Origin of the sequence: Escherichia sp. MOD1-EC6021 (assembly GCF_002965245.1) — a bacterium.
Classification (GTDB): Bacteria; Pseudomonadota; Gammaproteobacteria; order Enterobacterales; family Enterobacteriaceae; genus Escherichia; species Escherichia coli_F.
This window is the reverse complement of record NZ_PTRU01000013.1, coordinates 47,503-68,685: the sequence shown is the minus strand read 5'-3', so window position 1 is coordinate 68,685 and position 21,183 is coordinate 47,503. Positions and strand designations below refer to the sequence as shown.

At 50.8% G+C, this 21,183-nt stretch carries 19 protein-coding genes; 11 read left to right on the top strand and 8 right to left on the bottom strand.

Going from position 1 to position 21,183, the window contains the following annotated elements; all coding sequences use genetic code 11:
• The first annotated feature begins 129 nt into the window (after positions 1 to 129).
• Both cpxR and cpxA read left to right on the top strand, forming a co-directional pair.
• Positions 130 to 828, top strand: a complete 699-nt coding sequence (cpxR, locus tag BEB54_RS15965; protein ID WP_105282233.1) for an envelope stress response regulator transcription factor CpxR — start codon at positions 130 to 132, stop codon at positions 826 to 828.
• Positions 825 to 2,198 carry an envelope stress sensor histidine kinase CpxA gene (cpxA, locus tag BEB54_RS15960; protein WP_000580426.1) on the top strand — a complete coding sequence of 458 codons (1,374 nt, stop codon included), beginning with the start codon at positions 825 to 827 and terminating at the stop codon, positions 2,196 to 2,198. Before cpxR ends, cpxA begins: the two co-directional genes overlap by 4 nt.
• Before the next feature lie 105 nt (positions 2,199 to 2,303).
• Here the strand turns inward: cpxA and yiiM are convergent, their stop codons facing one another.
• The 3 genes from yiiM to sodA form a co-directional block, all read right to left on the bottom strand.
• Entirely contained in the window at positions 2,304 to 2,978 is a 675-nt protein-coding gene (gene yiiM / locus BEB54_RS15955) for a 6-hydroxyaminopurine reductase (protein ID WP_105282232.1), read from the bottom strand.
• A gap of 148 nt (positions 2,979 to 3,126) precedes the next feature.
• Positions 3,127 to 4,110: a 2-keto-3-deoxygluconate transporter gene (kdgT, locus tag BEB54_RS15950; RefSeq protein WP_001166064.1), complete on the bottom strand. Its 984-nt coding sequence runs from the start codon at positions 4,108 to 4,110 to the stop codon at positions 3,127 to 3,129.
• Positions 4,111 to 4,369: 259 nt separating this feature from the next.
• Positions 4,370 to 4,990, bottom strand: coding sequence for a superoxide dismutase [Mn] (gene sodA / locus BEB54_RS15940; protein WP_005015733.1), 621 nt, complete (start codon positions 4,988 to 4,990; stop codon positions 4,370 to 4,372).
• A gap of 284 nt (positions 4,991 to 5,274) precedes the next feature.
• Here sodA and rhaT point away from each other — a divergent pair, with 284 nt between their 5' ends.
• Positions 5,275 to 6,309: an L-rhamnose/proton symporter RhaT gene (rhaT, locus tag BEB54_RS15935; RefSeq protein ID WP_000063508.1), complete on the top strand. Its 1,035-nt coding sequence runs from the start codon at positions 5,275 to 5,277 to the stop codon at positions 6,307 to 6,309.
• Here rhaT and rhaR read toward each other — a convergent pair.
• Together rhaR and rhaS are read right to left on the bottom strand one after the other, a co-directional pair.
• Positions 6,306 to 7,154, bottom strand: coding sequence for an HTH-type transcriptional activator RhaR (gene rhaR, locus BEB54_RS15930; RefSeq protein WP_001361122.1), 849 nt, complete (start codon positions 7,152 to 7,154; stop codon positions 6,306 to 6,308). The two genes, rhaT and rhaR, sit on opposite strands and share 4 nt — an antisense overlap.
• A 73-nt stretch (positions 7,155 to 7,227) precedes the next feature.
• Entirely contained in the window at positions 7,228 to 8,064 is an 837-nt protein-coding gene (gene rhaS / locus BEB54_RS15925) for an HTH-type transcriptional activator RhaS (protein ID WP_000217153.1), read from the bottom strand.
• Positions 8,065 to 8,351: 287 nt separating this feature from the next.
• Between rhaS and rhaB the strand changes: the two genes are divergently transcribed.
• The 4 genes from rhaB to rhaM all read left to right on the top strand — a co-directional run bounded on the left by rhaB (position 8,352) and on the right by rhaM (position 12,308).
• The gene (rhaB, locus tag BEB54_RS15920) at positions 8,352 to 9,821 is read left to right on the top strand and encodes a rhamnulokinase (protein ID WP_105277521.1); all 1,470 of its coding nucleotides are present in this window, start codon (positions 8,352 to 8,354) and stop codon (positions 9,819 to 9,821) included.
• A complete protein-coding gene (gene rhaA, locus BEB54_RS15915; RefSeq protein WP_032185622.1) occupies positions 9,818 to 11,077 on the top strand; it encodes an L-rhamnose isomerase in 1,260 nt (419 codons plus the stop codon). The genes rhaB and rhaA overlap by 4 nt, the downstream gene beginning before the upstream one ends.
• A gap of 82 nt (positions 11,078 to 11,159) precedes the next feature.
• A complete protein-coding gene (rhaD, locus tag BEB54_RS15910; protein WP_032185621.1) occupies positions 11,160 to 11,984 on the top strand; it encodes a rhamnulose-1-phosphate aldolase in 825 nt (274 codons plus the stop codon).
• Between the two features lie 9 nt (positions 11,985 to 11,993).
• Positions 11,994 to 12,308, top strand: a complete 315-nt coding sequence (gene rhaM, locus BEB54_RS15905; protein WP_000619503.1) for an L-rhamnose mutarotase — start codon at positions 11,994 to 11,996, stop codon at positions 12,306 to 12,308.
• A gap of 40 nt (positions 12,309 to 12,348) precedes the next feature.
• Here rhaM and BEB54_RS15900 read toward each other — a convergent pair whose 3' ends face one another.
• Positions 12,349 to 13,743: a carbohydrate porin gene (locus tag BEB54_RS15900; RefSeq protein WP_105277522.1), complete on the bottom strand. Its 1,395-nt coding sequence runs from the start codon at positions 13,741 to 13,743 to the stop codon at positions 12,349 to 12,351.
• Between the two features lie 476 nt (positions 13,744 to 14,219).
• On the opposite strand from BEB54_RS15900, the gene BEB54_RS15895 reads away from it, so the two are divergent.
• The 4 genes from BEB54_RS15895 to BEB54_RS15880 are packed head-to-tail and all read left to right on the top strand — an operon-like array spanning position 14,220 to position 18,936.
• Positions 14,220 to 14,666 carry a PTS fructose transporter subunit IIA gene (locus BEB54_RS15895; protein WP_032304217.1) on the top strand — a complete coding sequence of 149 codons (447 nt, stop codon included), beginning with the start codon at positions 14,220 to 14,222 and terminating at the stop codon, positions 14,664 to 14,666.
• Positions 14,667 to 14,676: 10 nt separating this feature from the next.
• The gene (locus tag BEB54_RS15890; protein ID WP_105277523.1) at positions 14,677 to 16,128 is read left to right on the top strand and encodes a PTS fructose-like transporter subunit IIBC; all 1,452 of its coding nucleotides are present in this window, start codon (positions 14,677 to 14,679) and stop codon (positions 16,126 to 16,128) included.
• Complete coding sequence (locus BEB54_RS15885) at positions 16,118 to 17,188, top strand: aminopeptidase (RefSeq protein WP_105277524.1); 1,071 nt, start codon at positions 16,118 to 16,120, stop codon at positions 17,186 to 17,188. Before BEB54_RS15890 ends, BEB54_RS15885 begins: the two co-directional genes overlap by 11 nt.
• Positions 17,188 to 18,936 (top strand): putative frv operon regulatory protein, encoded by a 1,749-nt coding sequence (locus BEB54_RS15880; RefSeq protein WP_105277525.1) that lies wholly within the window; start codon positions 17,188 to 17,190, stop codon positions 18,934 to 18,936. Before BEB54_RS15885 ends, BEB54_RS15880 begins: the two co-directional genes overlap by 1 nt.
• 55 nt (positions 18,937 to 18,991) lie before the next feature.
• Here the strand turns inward: BEB54_RS15880 and BEB54_RS15875 are convergent, their stop codons facing one another.
• Positions 18,992 to 20,047 (bottom strand): YiiG family protein, encoded by a 1,056-nt coding sequence (locus tag BEB54_RS15875; protein ID WP_105282231.1) that lies wholly within the window; start codon positions 20,045 to 20,047, stop codon positions 18,992 to 18,994.
• Between the two features lie 154 nt (positions 20,048 to 20,201).
• A complete protein-coding gene (gene fdhD, locus BEB54_RS15870; protein ID WP_000753612.1) occupies positions 20,202 to 21,035 on the bottom strand; it encodes a formate dehydrogenase accessory sulfurtransferase FdhD in 834 nt (277 codons plus the stop codon).
• Positions 21,036 to 21,183: the final 148 nt, after the last annotated feature.

Genomic DNA, 21,183 nt, shown 5'->3' with positions numbered 1-21,183 from the left:
CTGTCGCGATTCAACGATAGAGAGTTTACGATTCAGGCTGCAAACATGCGTCAGGGGGTGTAAAACAACGTAAAGTCATGGATTAGCGACGTCTGATGACGTAATTTCTGCCTCGGAGGTATTTAAACAATGAATAAAATCCTGTTAGTTGATGATGACCGAGAGCTGACTTCCCTGTTAAAGGAGCTGCTCGAGATGGAAGGCTTCAACGTGATTGTTGCCCACGATGGGGAGCAGGCGCTTGATCTTCTGGACGACAGCATTGATTTACTTTTGCTTGATGTCATGATGCCGAAGAAAAATGGTATCGACACATTAAAAGCACTTCGCCAGACATACCAGACGCCTGTCATTATGTTGACGGCGCGCGGCAGTGAACTTGATCGCGTTCTCGGCCTTGAGCTGGGCGCAGATGACTATCTCCCGAAACCGTTTAATGATCGTGAGCTGGTGGCACGTATTCGCGCGATCCTGCGCCGTTCGCACTGGAGCGAGCAACAGCAAAACAACGACAACGGTTCACCGACACTGGAAGTTGATGCCTTAGTGCTGAATCCAGGCCGTCAGGAAGCCAGCTTCGACGGGCAAACGCTGGAGTTAACCGGCACTGAGTTTACCCTGCTCTATTTGCTGGCACAGCATCTGGGTCAGGTGGTTTCCCGTGAGCATTTAAGCCAGGAAGTGCTGGGCAAACGCCTGACGCCTTTCGACCGCGCTATCGATATGCACATTTCCAACCTGCGTCGTAAACTGCCGGATCGTAAAGATGGTCACCCGTGGTTTAAAACCTTGCGTGGTCGCGGCTATCTGATGGTTTCTGCTTCATGATAGGCAGCTTAACCGCGCGCATCTTCGCCATCTTCTGGCTGACGCTGGCGCTGGTGTTGATGTTGGTTTTGATGTTACCCAAGCTCGATTCACGCCAGATGACCGAGCTTCTGGATAGCGAACAGCGTCAGGGGCTGATGATTGAGCAGCATGTCGAAGCGGAACTGGCGAACGATCCGCCCAACGATTTAATGTGGTGGCGGCGTCTGTTCCGGGCGATTGATAAGTGGGCACCGCCAGGACAGCGTTTGTTATTGGTGACCACCGAGGGCCGCGTGATCGGCGCTGAACGCAGCGAAATGCAGATCATTCGTAACTTTATTGGTCAGGCCGATAACGCCGATCATCCGCAGAAGAAAAAGTATGGCCGCGTGGAACTGGTCGGTCCGTTCTCAGTGCGTGATGGCGAAGATAATTACCAACTTTATCTGATTCGTCCAGCCAGCAGTTCTCAATCCGATTTCATTAACTTACTGTTTGACCGCCCGCTATTACTGCTGATTGTCACCATGCTGGTCAGTACGCCGCTGCTGTTGTGGTTGGCCTGGAGTCTGGCAAAACCGGCGCGTAAGCTGAAAAACGCGGCCGATGAAGTTGCCCAGGGAAACTTACGCCAGCACCCGGAACTTGAAGCGGGGCCACAGGAATTTCTTGCCGCTGGTGCCAGTTTTAACCAGATGGTCACCGCGCTGGAGCGCATGATGACCTCTCAGCAGCGTCTGCTTTCTGATATCTCTCACGAACTGCGCACGCCACTGACGCGCCTGCAACTGGGTACGGCGTTATTGCGCCGTCGTAGTGGTGAAAGCAAGGAACTGGAGCGTATTGAAACCGAAGCCCAGCGTCTGGACAGCATGATCAACGACCTGTTGGTGATGTCACGTAATCAGCAGAAAAACGCGCTGGTGAGCGAGACATTGAAAGCTAACCAGTTGTGGGGTGAAGTGCTGGATAACGCGGCGTTCGAAGCGGAACAAATGGGCAAGTCGTTTACGGTTAACTTCCCGCCTGGGCCGTGGCCTCTGTATGGCAACCCGAACGCTCTGGAAAGTGCGCTGGAAAACATTGTTCGTAATGCTCTGCGTTATTCCCATACGAAGATTGAGGTGGGCTTTGCGGTAGATAAAGATGGTATCACCATTACGGTGGACGACGATGGTCCTGGCGTTAGCCCGGAAGATCGCGAGCAGATTTTCCGTCCGTTCTATCGCACCGATGAAGCGCGCGATCGTGAATCTGGCGGTACGGGCTTAGGGCTGGCGATTGTCGAAACAGCTATCCAGCAGCACCGTGGTTGGGTGAAGGCAGAAGACAGCCCGCTGGGCGGTTTGCGGCTGGTGATTTGGCTGCCGCTGTATAAGCGGAGTTAAACTCCGCATTTGTAGGCCGGATAAGGCGTTTACGCCGCATCCGGCGTTTGAGCAGAATGCCTGATGCGACGCTGATAGCGTCTTATCAGGCCTACTCTCCGGGGGTTATTTTCCCCACAACCGCCGTGAAAAATCTTCAATCTTGCCGCTAAGTCGGCGCTTCTGCATCGTTCGCGTCCAGCTTTTCGATAGTCCGGCTGCGGAAAGCAAACGGTGATACTGCTCATCATCAAACGGCATATGCCATGCGATGGCGGCAGCCTCCTGCACGGTCACATCACTGACACGGAAAACCAACTCCAGCGGCGCATCAGCAGATACCAACCCTGGTGCAATTACGCTATACAACCACCCCACTTTACCCGTGTTTTGCATCAACTGCGCTATGTCGCTGATATCAAAATGGTAATTGAGTTTATAGCAAGGTGAGCGTGGCTGGCTGACCTGAATTAATGCCTCTCCCCAGCGGAAAATATCGCCAATATAAACATTACTTTCCGTCAGACCGTCGGTTGAGAGATTTTCGCCAAACGCAGGCGCAACAAACAACTCCGCCTGTTCCGGAAATTCCCGCGCCCAGTAGAGATAGTGCTCACGAGGATAATGACACAGCGCTCTGTCTGGCCCGCCGTGAACCTTCTTCTCCGCCTGCTCGTCACCTTCCAGCCCCAGCTCCGTCAGCATCAACTCACCATCAACCTGGATTTTGGCAATTGCGCTGGGTTTGCCTTCGGGATAAGCCTGAATCTTGCCCGTGTATACATCAACCGGATATCGCATCTGTTCCCTCTCCACGAGAAATTTCCCCATTAGACCATATTTATTTTATGTCAGGCGTGCTGTTTTCGCGGTATGTATCCAGGCAGGAGCTCAATAGCAAACCGGACGAACGTTAGTTCATCCGGCTGTGGGGATTAAGGAAGCAGGTTTATTTTACCGTGCCTAAAATTTCGATTTTCGCCACTCTGGCTTTGACTTTACGTGACCAGATAGAGGTAAGAATTGGCACCAGAATCGAAGTCACAATGACCGCCGTCGCGACCAGCGAAGTTGCTGCCGGAGCCATCGGTTTAAACGCAGGCACCATTTCAGCAATCAGCACAGGTGTCGCTACCGCGGCCCCTGCGGAACTGGAAGCGGCAATTCCGGCAGTGCCATCGCCACCGCCAATCAATTTATCGGCGATAATCAACGGAATACCGGTCACGATAATTACTGCCACACCCAACAGGATCCCCAGCAAACCTGTCTGGGCAATTACAGTCAAATCAATGGTATTGCCCAGCGCGAAGGCAAAGAATGGAATCAGCGTCTGCACCGCTTTGCTGAAAAATTCTCGTAATTCAGGGTCAAGGTTCCCAAGGGCAAAGCCCACCAGGAACGGTAATACTGCGCCGACGAAAACATGCGGTTCAAACGAGGCAATCCCGGCAGTGCCCAGAATAATCATCGTCATGAGCGGCCCGGACTCCAATGACATCAACACAAATGCCCCAGCTTCTTCTTTCGTACCGTACTGCTGCATGATGGAAGCGTAAAGTCCGCCGTTGGTCATATCCATCGCCGCCACCAGCGCCAGCGTTGAAAGTCCGGCAAAGAATCCAACTTCAACACCATGTTCCGGAATAATGCGCGAGGCAATTGCCGCAACCACCCACGCGACGGCAATTTTTGTTACCACCAGCGTACCGGATTTACGCAATACCGTTCCCGTCGCGCTTAATTTTATTGACGCCCCCATGCAAAAAAACCACACCGCCAGAATGGGCACCGTACCGGTAATCATCCCGTTGGTGAATGATCCAAAATATTTCCCCGCCCCCGGCGAGAAGGTGTGGCACAGTGCGCCAAGGAATAGCGGGACGAGCATCATCCCCCCCGGGATTTTTTCAATCGAGCGTTTTATCTGCATTTCCATCACCTGTCGGCATATTTTTAAGGGCTGATGCGTAATTCCTCAACGGAGCATCAGTGTTGATGAAAACGAAGATAGACATTCATTTAATCAATAAAAGTGATCAAAACCACATCAATTGAAACACTGTTTTATTTTTATCGGATCATTGTTTTTATTTTGAAATTGATCACAAAAAAACCACCGCCGTTGGCGATGGTTCATTTTTTAAGCTGATATGCGGCGTAAACGCCTCATTGCAGCAGGCGGCAAATGATTATTTTTTCGCCGCGAAACGTGCCGCTGCTTCGTCCCAGTTCACCACGTTCCAGAACTCTTTGATGTAGTCAGGACGGCGGTTCTGGAATTTCAGGTAGTAAGCATGTTCCCACACATCCAGGCCCAGAATCGGGAAGCCGGAAGCGCCAGAAATAGCTTCACCCATCAGCGGGGAGTCCTGGTTAGCAGTAGAAACCACCGCCAGTTTATCGCCTTTCAGCACCAGCCATGCCCAGCCGGAACCAAAGCGGGAAGCTGCCGCTTTCTCAAATTCTGCTTTGAAGTTATCAACGGAGCCGAAGTCACGTTCGATAGCCGCTTTCAGGTCACCCTGTAAGGTGGTGCCTTTTTTCAAACCTTTCCAGAACAGGCTGTGGTTAGCGTGACCGCCAGCGTTGTTGCGCAGTACGGTTTTCTTGTCTGCTGGCAGCTGCTCCAGTTTGGTGATCAGCTCTTCAACCGGCAGGTTGGCAAATTCTGGCAGGCTTTCCAGCGCCGCGTTGGCGTTGTTGACGTAGGTCTGATGGTGTTTGGTGTGGTGGATTTCCATGGTCTGCTTATCGAAGTGCGGTTCCAGGGCATCGTAAGCATACGGCAGGGATGGCAGGGTATAGCTCATATTCATCTCCAGTATTGTCGGGCGGCCGATTGTTAATGCCGCGTAAGCAGTTGGTTCATTATAGTTAATTAAATGATATTGAAAATGATTATCAATGCCGTACTTTTCGTAAGGGTATGGTTTTGCAGGAAAATGCCCGAGATGTGAAGCAAATCACCCACTTAATGCCGTGATTGCCAGTAAATCGACAACGGCGGCAACAGGCGAAAGGTTAATCGACAGCACGATTTTTACACTCATCTCGTCGGAGATGTGACGCGGCGAAAAATGATGAGGATAAGAAGATGAGTAACGCGATTACGATGGGGATATTTTGGCATTTGATCGGCGCGGCCAGTGCAGCCTGTTTTTACGCGCCGTTCAAAAAAGTAAAAAAATGGTCATGGGAAACCATGTGGTCAGTCGGTGGGATTGTTTCGTGGATTATTCTGCCGTGGGCCATCAGCGCCCTGTTACTACCGAATTTCTGGGCGTATTACAGCTCGTTTAGTCTCTCTACGCTGCTGCCTGTTTTTCTGTTCGGCGCTATGTGGGGGATCGGTAATATCAACTACGGCCTGACCATGCGTTATCTCGGCATGTCGATGGGAATTGGCATCGCCATTGGCATTACGTTGATTGTCGGTACGCTGATGACGCCAATTATCAACGGCAATTTCGATGTTCTGATTAATACCGAAGGCGGACGCATGACGTTGCTCGGCGTTCTGGTGGCGCTGATTGGCGTAGGGATTGTAACTCGCGCCGGGCAGTTGAAAGAGCGCAAGATGGGCATAAAAGCCGAAGAGTTCAACCTGAAAAAAGGGCTGGTGCTGGCGGTGATGTGCGGCATTTTCTCTGCCGGGATGTCCTTTGCGATGAACGCCGCAAAACCGATGCATGAAGCAGCTGCCGCACTGGGCGTCGATCCACTGTATGTCGCTCTGCCAAGCTATGTTGTCATCATGGGAGGCGGCGCGATCATCAACCTCGGTTTCTGCTTCATTCGTCTGGCAAAAGTGAAGGATTTGTCGCTAAAAGCCGACTTTTCACTGGCAAAACCGCTGATCATTCACAACGTGTTACTCTCGGCACTGGGCGGTTTGATGTGGTATCTGCAATTCTTTTTCTATGCCTGGGGCCACGCCCGCATTCCGGCGCAGTATGACTACATCAGCTGGATGCTGCATATGAGCTTCTATGTATTGTGCGGCGGTATCGTCGGGCTGGTGCTGAAAGAGTGGAACAATGCAGGTCGCCGTCCGGTAACGGTGTTGAGCCTCGGTTGTGTGGTGATTATTGTCGCCGCCAACATCGTCGGCATGGGCATGGCGAATTAATCTTTCTGCGAATTGAGATGACGCCACTGGCTGGGCGTCATCCCGGTTTCCCGGGTAAACACCACCGAAAAATAGTTACTATCTTCAAAGCCACATTCGGTTGAAATATCACTGATTAACAGGCGGCTATGCTGGAGAAGATATTGCGCATGACACACTCTGACCTGCCGCAGATATTGATTGATGGTCATTCCAGTCTGCTGGCGAAATTGCTGACGCAAAACGCGCTCACTGCACGATGCCTCATCACAAAATTCATCCAGCGCAAAGGGACTTTTCAGGCTGGCCGCCAGCCGGGTAATCAGCTTATCCAGCAACGTTTCGCTGGATGTTGGCGGCAACGAATCACTGGTGTAACGATGGCGATTCAGCAACATCACCAACTGCCCGAACAGCAACTCTGCCATTTCGTTAGCAAACGGCACATGCTGACTACTTTCATGCTCAAGCTGACCGATAACCTGCCGCGCCTGTGCCATCCCCATGCTACCTAAGCGCCAGTGTGGTTGCCCTGCGCTGGCGCTAAATCCCGGAATCGCCCCCTGCCAGTCAAGATTCAGCTTCAGCCGCTCCGGGCAATAAATAATATTCTGCAAAACCAGATCGTTAACGGAAGCGTAGGAGTGTTTATCGTCAGCATGAATGTAAAAGAGATCGCCACGGGTAATGCGATAAGGGCGATCGTTGAGTACATGCAGACCATTACCGCGCCAGACAATTACCAGCTCACAAAAATCATGTGTATGTTCAGCAAAGACATCTTGCGGATAACGGTCAGCCACAGCGACTGCCTGCTGGTCGCTGGCAAAAAAATCATCTTTGAGAAGTTTTAACTGATGCGCCACCGTGGCTACCTCGGCCAGAGAACGAAGTTGATTATTCGCAATATGGCGAACAAATACGTTGAGAAGATTCGCGTTATTGCAGAAAGCCATCCCGTCCCTGGCGAATATCACGCGGTGACCAGTTAAACTCTCGGCGAAAAAGCGTCGAAAAGTGGTTACTGTCACTAAATCCGCAGCGATAGGCGATGTCTGTAACGCTGGCCTCGCTGTGGCGTAGCAGATGTCGGGCTTTCATCAGTCGCAGGCGGTTCAGGTAACGCTGAGGCGTCAGTCCCGTTTTCTGCTTAAGCTGCCGATGTAGCGTACGCAGCGAAAGAGAAAATTGATCCGCCACGGCATCCCAATTTACCTCATCGGCAAAATGGTCCTCCAGCCAGGCCAGAAGCAAGTTGAGACGTGATGCGCTGTTTTCCAGGTTCTCCTGCAAACTGCTTTTACGCAGCAAGAGCAGTAATTGCATAAACAAGATCTCGCGACTGGCGGTCGAGGGTAAATCATTTTCCCCTTCCTGCTGTTCCATCTGTGCAACCAGCTGTCGCACCTGCTGCAACACGCTGTGGTTAACGCGCCAGTGAGACGGATACTGCCCATCCTGCTCTTGTGGCAGCAACTGATTCAGCCCGGCGAGAAACTGAAATCGATCCGGCGAGCGATACAGCACATTGGTCAGACACAGATTATCGGTATGTTCATACAGATGCCGATCATGATCGCGTACGAAACAGACAGTCCCACCGGTGATGGTATAGGGCTGCCCATTAAACACATGAATACCCGTGCCATGTTCGACAATCACAATTTCATGAAAATCATGATGATGTTCAGGAAAATCCGCCTGCGGGAGCCGGGGTTCTATCGCCACGGACGCGTTACCAGACGGAAAAAAATCCACACTATGTAATACGGTCATACTGGCCTCCTGATGTCGTCAACACGGCGAAATAGTAATCACGAGGTCAGGTTCTTACCTTAAATTTTCGACGGAAAACCACGTAAAAAACGTCGATTTTTCAAGATACAGCGTGAATTTTCAGGAAATGCGGTAAGCATCACATCACCACAATTCAGCAAATTGTGAACATCATCACGTTCATCTTTCCCTGGTTGCCAATGGCCCATTTTCCTGTCAGTAACGAGAAGGTCGCGAATTCAGGCGCTTTTTAGACTGGTCGTAATGAAATTCAGCAGGATCACATTATGACCTTTCGCAATTGTGTCGCCGTCGATCTCGGCGCATCCAGTGGGCGCGTGATGCTGGCGCGTTACGAGCGTGAATGCCGCAGCCTGTCGCTGCGCGAAATCCATCGTTTTAACAATGGCCTGCATAGCCAGAACGGTTATGTCACCTGGGATGTGGATAGCCTGGAAAGTGCCATTCGCCTTGGATTAAACAAGGTGTGCGAGCAAGGGATTCGTATCGATAGCATTGGGATTGATACCTGGGGCGTGGACTTTGTGCTGCTCGACCTACAGGGTAAGCGTGTGGGTCTGCCCGTTGCTTATCGCGATAGCCGCACCAATGGCCTGATGACGCAGGCACAACAGCAACTCGGCAAACGCGATATTTATCAGCGTAGCGGCATCCAGTTTCTGCCCTTCAATACGCTTTATCAGTTGCGTGCGCTGACGGAGCAACAACCTGAGCTTATTCCACACATTGCTCACGCTCTGCTGATGCCGGATTACTTCAGTTATCGCCTGACCGGCAAGATGAACTGGGAATATACCAACGCCACCACCACGCAACTGGTCAATATCAATAGCGACGACTGGGACGAAACGCTACTGGCGTGGAGCGGGGCCAACAAAGCCTGGTTTGGTCGCCCGACGCATCCGGGTAATGTCATTGGTCACTGGATTTGCCCGCAAGGTAATGCAATTCCTGTCGTCGCCGTTGCCAGCCATGATACCGCCAGCGCGGTTATCGCCTCGCCGTTAAACGGTTCCCGCGCTGCGTATCTCTCTTCTGGCACCTGGTCATTGATGGGCTTCGAAAGCCAGACACCATTCACCAATGACACAGCGCTGGCAGCCAACATCACCAATGAAGGCGGGGCGGAAGGTCGCTATCGGGTGCTGAAAAATATTATGGGCTTATGGCTGCTTCAGCGGGTGCTTCAGGAGCGGAAAATCAGCGATCTTCCGGCGCTTATCGCCGCGACACAGGCACTGCCGGCTTGCCGCTTCACCATCAATCCCAATGACGATCGCTTCATTAATCCTGACGAGATGTGCAGCGAAATTCAGGCTGCGTGTCGGGAAACGGCGCAACCAATCCCGGAAAGTGATGCTGAACTGGCGCGCTGTATTTTCGACAGTCTGGCGCTGCTGTATGCCGATGTGTTGCATGAGCTGGCGCAACTGCGCGGTGAAGATTTCTCACAACTGCATATTGTCGGCGGCGGCTGCCAGAACACGCTACTCAATCAGTTATGTGCCGATGCCTGCGGTATTCAGGTGATTGCCGGGCCTGTTGAAGCCTCGACGCTCGGCAATATCGGCATCCAGTTAATGACGCTGGATGAACTCAACAATGTGGATGATTTCCGTCAGGTCGTCAGCACCACCGCGAATCTGACCACCTTTACCCCTAATCCTGACAGTGAAATTGCCCACTATGTGGCGCGGATTCACTCTACACGACAGACAAAGGAGCTTTGCGCATGACCACTCAACTGGAACAGGCCTGGGAGCTGGCGAAACAGCGTTTCGCGGCGGTGGGGATTGATGTCGAGGAGGCGCTGCGCCAACTTGATCGTTTACCCGTTTCAATGCACTGCTGGCAAGGCGATGATGTTTCCGGTTTTGAAAACCCGGAAGGTTCGCTGACCGGTGGGATTCAGGCTACTGGCAATTATCCGGGCAAAGCGCGTAATGCCAGCGAGCTACGTGCCGATCTGGAACAAGCTATGCGGCTGATTCCGGGTCCGAAACGGCTTAATTTACATGCCATCTATCTGGAATCAGATACGCCAGTCGCGCGCGACCAAATCAAACCAGAGCACTTCAAAAACTGGGTTGAATGGGCGAAAACCAATCAGCTCGGTCTGGATTTTAACCCCTCCTGTTTTTCGCATCCGCTAAGCGCCGATGGCTTTACGCTTTCCCATGCCGACGACAGCATTCGCCAGTTCTGGATTGATCACTGCAAAGCCAGCCGCCGTGTTTCAGCCTATTTTGGCGAGCAACTCGGCACACCGTCGGTGATGAACATCTGGATCCCGGATGGCATGAAAGATATCACCGTTGACCGTCTCGCCCCGCGCCAGCGTTTACTGGCAGCACTGGATGAGGTGATCAGCGAGAAGCTGGATCCGGCGCACCATATCGACGCCGTTGAGAGCAAATTGTTTGGTATTGGCGCGGAGAGCTACACGGTTGGCTCCAATGAGTTTTACATGGGGTATGCCACCAGCCGCCAGACGGCGCTGTGCCTGGATGCCGGACATTTCCACCCAACTGAAGTGATTTCCGACAAGATTTCCGCCGCCATGCTGTATGTGCCGCAGTTGCTGCTGCACGTCAGCCGTCCGGTTCGCTGGGACAGCGATCACGTAGTGCTACTGGATGATGAAACTCAGGCGATTGCCAGTGAGATTGTTCGTCACGATCTGTTCGACCGGGTACATATCGGTCTCGATTTCTTTGATGCCTCTATCAACCGCATTGCCGCGTGGGTCATTGGTACACGCAATATGAAAAAAGCCCTGCTGCGTGCGTTACTGGAACCTACCGCTGAGCTGCGCAAGCTGGAAGCAGCTGGCGATTACACTGCGCGTCTGGCGCTACTGGAAGAGCAGAAATCGTTGCCGTGGCAGGCGGTGTGGGAAATGTATTGTCAGCGTCACGATACCCCAGCAGGTAGCGAATGGCTGGAGAGCGTGCGGGCTTATGAAAAAGAAATTTTGAGCCAGCGTGGGTAAACACTGCCGGATGCGGCGCGAACGCCTTATCCGGCCTACGGGTCGTGCATCCGACAACACCGAATTTACAGGAACACAGAACATGCAAAACATTACCCAGTCCTGGTTTGTCCAGGGAATGATCAAAGCCACCACCGACGCCTGGCTGAAAGGCTGGGACGAGCGCAACGGCGGTAACCTGACGCTGCGCCTGGATGACGCCGATATCGCGCCTTATCAAGACAACTTCCATGCACAACCACGCTATATCCCGCTCAGCCAGCCCATGCCTTTGCTTGCAAATACGCCGTTTATCGTCACCGGCTCCGGCAAATTCTTTCGTAACGTCCAGCTTGATCCTGCGGCTAACTTAGGCGTCGTAAAAGTCGACAGCGACGGCGCGGGCTACCACATTCTCTGGGGGCTAACTCACGAAGCCGTTCCAACCTCTGAACTTCCGGCTCACTTCCTTTCCCACTGCGAGCGCATTAAAGCCACCAACGGTAAAGATCGGGTGATCATGCACTGCCACGCCACCAACCTGATCGCCCTTACCTACGTACTGGAAAACGACACCGCGCTCTTCACTCGCCAGCTTTGGGAAGGCAGCACCGAGTGTCTGGTAGTGTTCCCGGATGGCGTCGGCATTTTGCCGTGGATGGTGCCCGGCACGGACGAAATCGGCCAGGCGACCGCACAGGAAATGCAAAAACATTCACTGGTGTTGTGGCCCTTCCACGGCGTCTTCGGCAGCGGTCCGACACTGGATGAAACATTCGGTTTAATCGACACCGCAGAAAAATCAGCACAAGTATTAGTGAAGGTTTATTCGATGGGCGGCATGAAACAGACCATCAGTCGTGAAGAGCTGATAGCACTCGGCCAGCGTTTCGGCGTTACACCACTTGCCAGTGCGCTGGCGCTGTAAGGAGCAAATATGATCCGCAAAGCCTTTGTCATGCAGGTTAACCCCGACGCCCACGAAGAGTATCAGCGTCGGCATAATCCAATCTGGCCGGAACTGGAAGCAGTGTTGAAATCTCACGGTGCGCATAACTACGCCATTTACCTCGACAAAGCGCGTAATCTGCTGTTTGCCACGGTAGAGATTGAATCTGAAGAACGGTGGAATGCGGTAGCCAGTACTGATGTTTGCCAACGTTGGTGGAAGTATATGACCGACGTTATGCCAGCTAACCCGGATAACAGCCCAGTCAGTAGCGAGCTGCAAGAAGTGTTTTACCTGCCTTAATGAGTTGCGGTGCCGGAAAATATCCAGCACCGCGCCTTCATCAGAAGAAGTATTTAAAGCGAACGCGTGCGCCGTAACGGTCATCATTATCATCACCGTGTTTTTTATCACCGTCGCTATCCAGAATGGAGTAATAAGTACCAAGGTAAATATTAAAGTTCTCCATATCCATCACATTAGCGAACTGATAAGACGCATGAATGGTGTGAATGGTGTACGTCCCTTCATCATCAATCCAGCAGTCGTTATCACAAACTACACCGCTGAATTCATCAATCTTATTGTGCGCGTAGATATAACCCAGCTCGAAACGTTTCCACAGCGCGTTAATCCCGGCAGTGAAATCTTTCTCATTATTAGCATCTAAATAGGCGGTATTAAGATTAACCACGACGCCATTTTCCGGATCCGTTTTCAGGCCATTCCAGGTCATGCTCATACCATAGCCGGTACGATCGGACTGATCGACAAAATTACCCTTGTTATCGGTATAACCATAAGCATTATTTACTACGTTCGCTTCCATCGCTGCGGAAACGGTGAATTCTTCCGTCGGCGACCAGGCAATTACCGGACGCAGATAAGCGACATTTTTCTGCTGCTCCATATCGCGTCCATGATAATTACCGTCATTATATAAAGATGTTCCGTCTTCAAGTAACGTGTTTAATTCAAAATACCAGTTATCGAGTTGTTTGCTGACGAGGAAATTACCGCCAGCGTTAGAGCGCCCGCGGCCCTCTTTCATTATATAGATATAACCGCTGCCATCGTCATAAAGATCGTTCGCAGTATTACCGGAATGTTCAACAAAGGTATCCTGATTCAGCGGGAACATATCGTAGGCTTCAAAACGGCCTACTTTGACCTTCCAGTCGTTTTCTTTGCCAAAGAAGAATACCGCATCATCGATATTTACTGAACCGTGCATATCCCCCAGCGGTTGTGCGGAGAACCCGGCGAAATAACCATTATCCAGTTTTCGCATACCATCAAAACCTAACAGAATACGACCATTGAGATTCCACTGTTCATTAGTGGGATCGCTATTCACATCAGCGTTGGTCATTGCCAGCAGGCCATGATTACTTTCCGCATCCATATTAAATTCTACGTCGCCGTAGATTTTTAAATCGCCATAACCTGAAAGCAAAAGATTAGGTGAGGTGGCATTTTTCTTTGCAGATTCCGCCGTTGTCTGTCCATTTACCGGCGTATTGCCCTGGGCAGCCTTAATTTCGCGGATCTCAGCGGCTTGTTGTGTCTGCAGCTGTTTTACCTGCCCCTCTGCTTTTGCTGCCCGCATTTCTGCCGCTTCCAGGCGTTCTTCCAGCAATGCCATGCGTTGTTCCAGCGTTAAATGCTGTGTTTTTGCCATTCCGGTACTACATGCCAATAATAAACCGATGGCTAAAGATAATGTCGATTTTTTCATTATTTACGTTCCCTGAAATAAAAGATACCCTACGCTTTCCAAAAGGAATACGTATATAGAGAAATATAAGGTGTGCACTTTCGAATTTTTAATCCAACTTCAGCAGGCCGATGGATAGTATCCCGCCACATAATATGAGTAAATCCGCTGATTTCCTGGAACGTGAGGAATATAACAATAGTGCCGTTTTTAACTAAATATCGTAAAAAATATTAGATATAATTCACGCTGACTCATAAGCCACAAATATAAATAACCTTGCTGCAAAATATGTGCGGCAGTTAAACATTCACAACATCATTAAATAATGATTTCTTATTCACTGCATTTATTTTGCCCATCAATATGTGCCTTACACCGCAAAATTTATCCTTCACTCTGCCTTATATTGTCACGACTTCACGACATATCCGCGCTCATCACAAAACCGCCCCGCCGTTACAATTAACTATAATATTTTTTCATGGAGTCCAATAATGGCAGCCCTTACTGCAAGCTGTATTGACCTGAATATTCAGGGCAATGGCACTTATTCCGTTCTGAAGCAGTTGGCGACAATGGCGTTACAAAACGGTTTTATCACCGACTCACATCAATTCCTGCAAACCCTGCTGGTGCGCGAAAAAATGCACTCCACCGGTTTTGGTTCTGGTGTCGCCGTGCCGCACGGTAAAAGCGCCTGTGTTAAACAACCGTTCGTATTATTCGCTCGCAAAGCGCAGGCCATTGACTGGAAAGCCAGCGATGGCGAAGACGTCAATTGCTGGATCTGCCTCGGCGTGCCGCAAAGTGGCGAAGAGGATCAGGTCAAAATCATCGGCACGCTGTGTCGCAAAATTATCCACCAGGATTTTATCAACCAACTGCGACAAGGCGACGCCGTCCAGGTGCTTGCTTTGTTAAATCAAACCCTCAGCTCATAAGGACGTGGCGATGGAGTCATCCTTACGTATTGTCGCGATCACCAACTGCCCCGCCGGGATCGCTCACACCTACATGGTGGCGGAAGCCCTGGAACAGAAAGCCCGTTCTCTCGGTCATACCATTAAAGTTGAAACTCAAGGATCAAGCGGCGTCGAAAACCGCTTATCCAGCGAAGAGATTGCCGCTGCCGATTACGTGATTCTCGCTACCGGGCGTGGCCTGAGCGGTGATGATCGCGCGCGATTTGCCGGGAAAAAGGTTTATGAGATTGCCATCTCCCAGGCGCTGAAAAATATCGACCAGATTTTCAGTGAATTACCGACAAACTCACAACTTTTTGCCGCAGATAGCGGCGTGAAGCTCGGCAAACAGGAAGTGCAAAGTGGCAGCGTAATGAGCCATCTGATGGCGGGCGTCTCTGCGGCGCTGCCGTTTGTCATCGGTGGCGGTATCCTGGTGGCGCTTGCCAACATGCTGGTGCAGTTCGGTTTGCCGTATACCGATATGTCGAAAGGTGCGCCGTCGTTTACCTGGGTGGTTGAATCCATCGGTTATCTCGGTTTCACCTTTATGATCCCCATCATGGGCGCTTATATTGCCTCGTCGATAGCCGATAAACCCGCTTTCGCTCCGGCGTTTCTGGTTTGCTATCTGGCGAACGACAAAGCCATGCTCGGCACCCAGTCTGGCGCGGGCTTCCTCGGTGCGGTGGTGCTGGGGCTGGCGATTGGCTATTTCGTCTTCTGGTTCCGTAAAGTCCGTCTCGGCAAAGCGTTACAACCGCTGCTCGGTTCCATGCTTATCCCGTTCGTTACTCTGCTGGTTTTTGGCGTACTGACTTACTACGTTATCGGACCGGTGATGTCCGACCTCATGGGCGGGTTGCTGCACTTCCTGAACACCATTCCTCCGTCAATGAAGTTTGCGGTGGCGTTTCTGGTTGGTGCGATGCTGGCATTCGATATGGGCGGCCCCATCAACAAAACCGCCTGGTTCTTCTGCTTCTCTCTGCTGGAAAAACACATTTACGACTGGTACGCCATCGTCGGCGTTGTCGCGCTAATGCCGCCTGTCGCGGCGGGTCTTGCGACGTTCATTGCGCCCAAACTGTTTACTCAACAGGAAAAAGAAGCCGCCAGTAGCGCCATAGTGGTCGGTGCCACAGTCGCAACCGAACCGGCTATTCCTTACGCTCTGGCCGCTCCGTTACCGATGATTACCGCCAACACGCTGGCGGGCGGTATTACCGGCGTGCTGGTGATCGCTTTCGGAATCAAACGGCTGGCACCGGGTTTGGGTATCTTTGACCCGCTGATCGGCCTGATGTCGCCGGTAGGTTCATTTTATCTGGTGCTGGCGATTGGCCTCGCGCTGAACATTTCATTCATTATCGTCCTGAAAGGATTATGGTTACGCCGCAAAGCCAAAGCTGCGCAACAGGAGCTTGTCCATGAACATTGAGTTACTGCAACAGTTGTGCGAAGCCAGCGCCGTCAGCGGCGATGAACAGGAAGTTCGCGACATTCTGATAAACACGCTGGAACCCTGCGTGAATGAGATCACCTTCGATGGTCTGGGCAGCTTTGTTGCCCGTAAGGGGAATAAAGGTCCAAAAGTTGTTGTTGTCGGGCATATGGATGAAGTCGGCTTTATGGTCACCCACATCGATGAGAGCGGTTTTCTGCGCTTCACCACCATTGGCGGCTGGTGGAATCAGTCGATGCTCAACCACCGGGTAACCATACGCACACACAAGGGATTTAAAATCCCTGGTGTAATTGGCTCCGTCGCGCCACATGCGTTAACCGAAAAGCAAAAGCAACAACCGCTGTCATTTGATGAGATGTTCATTGATATTGGCGCAAACAGTCGCGAAGAAGCGGAAAAACGTGGCGTGGAAATTGGCGATTTTATTAGCCCGGAAGCCAATTTTGCCTGCTGGGGCGAAGATAAAGTGGTCGGCAAGGCGTTGGATAACCGCATCGGCTGCGCAATGATGGCTGAACTATTGCAGACGGTGAATAACCCCGAAATTACGCTTTATGGCGTTGGCAGTGTGGAAGAAGAAGTTGGGCTACGCGGGGCACAAACCTCGGCTGAACACATTAAACCGGATGTGGTGATCGTGCTGGATACCGCTGTCGCGGGCGATGTTCCAGGCATTGATAACATTAAATATCCGCTGAAACTGGGCAACGGGCCGGGGCTGATGCTGTTTGACAAGCGCTACTTCCCCAACCAGAAACTGGTAGCAGCGTTAAAAAGCTGTGCCACGCAGAATGATTTACCGCTGCAATTTTCCACTATGAAAACCGGTGCGACGGATGGCGGGCGCTACAACGTGATGGGCGGCGGACGTCCGGTTGTCGCGCTGTGCCTGCCAACGCGTTATCTGCACGCCAATAGCGGTATGATTTCAAAAGCCGATTACGATGCTCTGCTCACGTTGATAAGGGATTTTCTGACCACTTTAACCGCGGAGAAAGTCAACGCGTTTAGCCAGTTCCGTCAGGTGGATTAATGCTAAACGAACGCCAGTTAAAGATTGTCGATCTGCTGGAGCAACAGCCACGCACGCCTGGCGAGCTGGCGCAACAGACTGGCGTTTCTGGCAGGACCATCCTGCGTGATATTGACTATCTCAACTTTACCCTTAACGGCAAAGCCCGCATTTCCGCCAGTGGCAACGCGGGCTATCAGCTGGAAATCTTCGAGCGCCGCAGCTTTTTTCAGTTGCTGCAAAAGCACGATAACGACGATCGGCTGCTGGCGCTGTTATTACTGAATACCTTCACTCCCCGTGCGCAACTCGCCTCGGCGCTTAATTTGCCAGAAACGTGGGTAGCAGAGCGCCTGCCCCGCCTGAAACAGCGCTATGAACGCGGTTTTTGTCTCGCTAGTCGCCCTGGTTTGGGCCATTTCATTGATGAGACAGAAGAGAAACGCATTATTTTGCTGGCGAATCTTTTACGCAAAGATCCGTTTTTAATTCCGCTGTCGGGAGTAACACGAGACAATTTTCAACAATTAACCACCGCCTGCGAAAAGCAACGTCGCTGGCCGCTGATGCAAGGCGACTATCTCTCAAGCCTGATTCTGGCTATTTACGCGTTGCGTAATCAGCTTACTGACATATGGCCTGAATATCCCGGTAGCGAGATAAAACAGATCGTTGAATATAGCGGCCTGTTTCTTGGTGATAACGCTGTAAGAACGTTGACGGGGTTGATAGAAAAACAGCATCAACAGGCGCAGGTTATTTGTGTCGATAATGTGCTGGCATTGCTGCAAAGGGTGCCGGGCATTGCGTCATTGAATATTATTGATACGCAACTGGTTGAGAATATTACCGGGCATTTATTACGTTGCCTTGCCGCGCCGGTGTGGATTGGAGAGCACCGCCAAAGCAGCATGAATAACCTGAAAGCCGCCTGGCCTGCGGCCTTTGATATGAGTCTGCACTTTATTACGCTACTGCGTGAACAACTCGATATTCCCCTTTTCGACAGCGATCTGATTGGTTTGTATTTTGCCTGTGCGCTGGAACGGCATCAAAACGAACGCCAGCCGATCATTTTGCTCTCTGATCAAAACGCGATTGCCACTATTAATCAGCTCGCCATTGAGCGCGACGTCCTGAATTGTCGGGTGATTATTGCCCGCTGCTTAAGCGAACTGGTTGCCATTCGCGAAGAGATTGAGCCGTTATTGATCATTAATAACAGCCATTATTTACTGGATGACGCGGTCAATAATTGCATCATCGTAAAAAATATCATTACGGCTGCCGGTATCGAACAAATAAAACATTTTCTGGCGACGGCATTTATTCGCCAGCAACCGGAGCGTTTTTTTTCTGCCCCCGGAAGTTTTCATTATTCGAATGTACGTGGTGAAAGCTGGCAACATATTACCCGGCAAATATGTGCGCAATTAGTGACGCAACACCACATTACCGCCGATGAAGCACAACGGATCATCGCCCGCGAAAGCGAAGGCGAAAACCTGATTGTTAATCGTCTCGCCATCCCACATTGCTGGAGCGAACAGGAACGCCGTTTTCGTGGATTTTTTATTACCCTCGCCCAACCGGTTGAGGTGAATAACGAAGTAGTTAACCATGTGCTGATCGCCTGTGCCGCCGCCGATGCGCGTCATGAGCTAAAAATATTTAGCTATCTTGCCAGCGTATTGTGTCAGCATCCGGCAGAGGTTATTGCCGGGTTAACAGGATATGAGGCATTTATGGAGTTACTTCACAAGGGGTGAACTGTGTCGGATGCGCCGCATCCGACACTGCATTTATCACCAAAATCAAAAACATTTAACGCAGGCGATTATAGTCATCGACCATTTCGTTGTACTCGCGTAACGCTCGCGGAAATGAGTCGTCGACCATCCAGCTGGTGTTTGCATCCTGAAGTTGCTCTTTATCCCAGTCAGAGTACGGAACTTTATCTCTGACGCGGCGAACGTATTTTTTAGCCTCGAGTTGATACTGGTCTGCCGAATTAATGAACGAGAAATTCATACCGCCTTTATCCGCTTCTTTGGCCTGCGCCACCAGCGTTTCCAGTTCAGAGACTTTCTTCATTGCCGCATCAACATCAAACTTCTCTTGCGAAATCAGGTTATTAATTTGTTTCGCTGAAATCATGACTGCCAGGGAGTAGTAGTGGAATGTTTTTCCTTCTGTTTCTTCAATATTTTTCAGTTCCGCAAGCTGACGCTTATCGTTAATTTCCTGAATCGCCGCATGATAAGATTCTGCTACAGGTTCAAAGGCTTCAAGATTTTTTAAGAATGTCTGGTGCAGCGTTTTCCCTTTCGCAAACGCATCGTCTTTATAATTTTCCTGGGTGTAATATTTATCCATTTCGTTAATGGTATTACCCAACGCCACGGCAGCATCAATATAACTCACCGCCACGCCATCAATAGGTTGCAGCGCAGGCGTTAACGCCACAGCACTTTTTACGCCTTTTTCACACTCAGCGAGGTTGGATTCACTAATACCGTAGATACCATAAACAGTACGCTCTTCACCGGTAGGGCCCTGTTTAAAATCTTTCAGCCAGTCAGCATAACGCGCCAGACTGCTCTGTACCGGGATCTGTAACTTGTTGTAGCACTTGATATAGACATCCATTTTTTCGTCGAAAACCGCTTGTTCATCGACCACCGGTTGCGCAGGTGTTTCAGGTTTAGCTTCTGCTTTTGCAACGGGAGCTTCAGTAGGTCTCGCTTCAGGAGTTGGTGCGGCAGGTTGACTATTGGCGGGCGGGGGCGTTTCTGTTTCGGATTTTTTATCGTCACAACCCGTGAGACCGAGAGCCATTATGGCGACTATAATAGCGGAAGATAATAAATTCCTTTTCATTTAATTGCCTTATAAATAGATAAATAAGAGAGTGAATATAATAAATGAAAAAAGAAAATGTCACTACACGCGTTTTGTTTATAAATAAGTCGATAATATTCATAAAATGAATAAGTCCTGTAATTTAATTTCTAAATCACAGGACTTATTTTAATTAATTACTCAAACGCTGCGGATGGGTATAAACCGTTGCCCGACCCGGCTTACAAAAGCCCACCAGCGTCAAATTACAGCGCTCAGCCACTTCTACGGCAAGCGTGGTCGCGGCAGACACCGCAAACAAAATTTCTACGCCGCACATCGCTGACTTTTGCACCATTTCATAACTGGCACGACTGGAAACCAGCACCGCACCTTGCTGCCAGCTTTCCCCTTCTTGTGACCGGCGGCCTAACAGTTTATCCAGCGCCACATGGCGACCCACGTCTTCATGCCCGCCTACCAGTTCGCCAGATGGCAACATCCAGGCAGCGGCGTGAGTACAACCAGTCAGTTGCCCCACTGGCTGGAAATCATTGAGATGGCGTAATGCATCATCCAGTTTGTTGAGATCAAATGTCTGAGTGAACGGCAGCGGCTGCACCGGTTTACCGATGTCATTAAGTTGCTCCACGCCGCACACACCACATCCCGTACGTCCCGCCAGTGCCCGACGACGCTCCTTCAACCCCATAAAGCGGCGGCTGGAAAGCTCAATTTGCACTTCCAGACCATTACAGGAAGGAACGACATCCATACCGAAGATATCGCGCGGACTTTCGATAATCCCCTCGGAAAGCGAAAAACCGAGCGCAAAGTATTCAAGGTCTTTGGGCGACGCCATCATCACCACATGCGAAATGCCGTTGTAGACCAGCGCAACGGGAACCTCTTCCGCCACCTCATCTAACCGTGGGTGTTGTAAATCGTCACGCCGCCATAACTCAATTTGACGAACACCTGTGACATTTGTCACATTTTTGATTTCTTTTTGCTGTGTTTTTTTCACTTTCTATTAACCGGATAAGAACACACACACCAACATTATGGTATTCTGTTACAAACCCTTCCTGGATGGAGGGAAATTGAGCCAATTCTGGACCTTTGCGGCCCCTTCCGCAAAGAAAAATAACTCCCACTCCCTGCACACGCAGCAA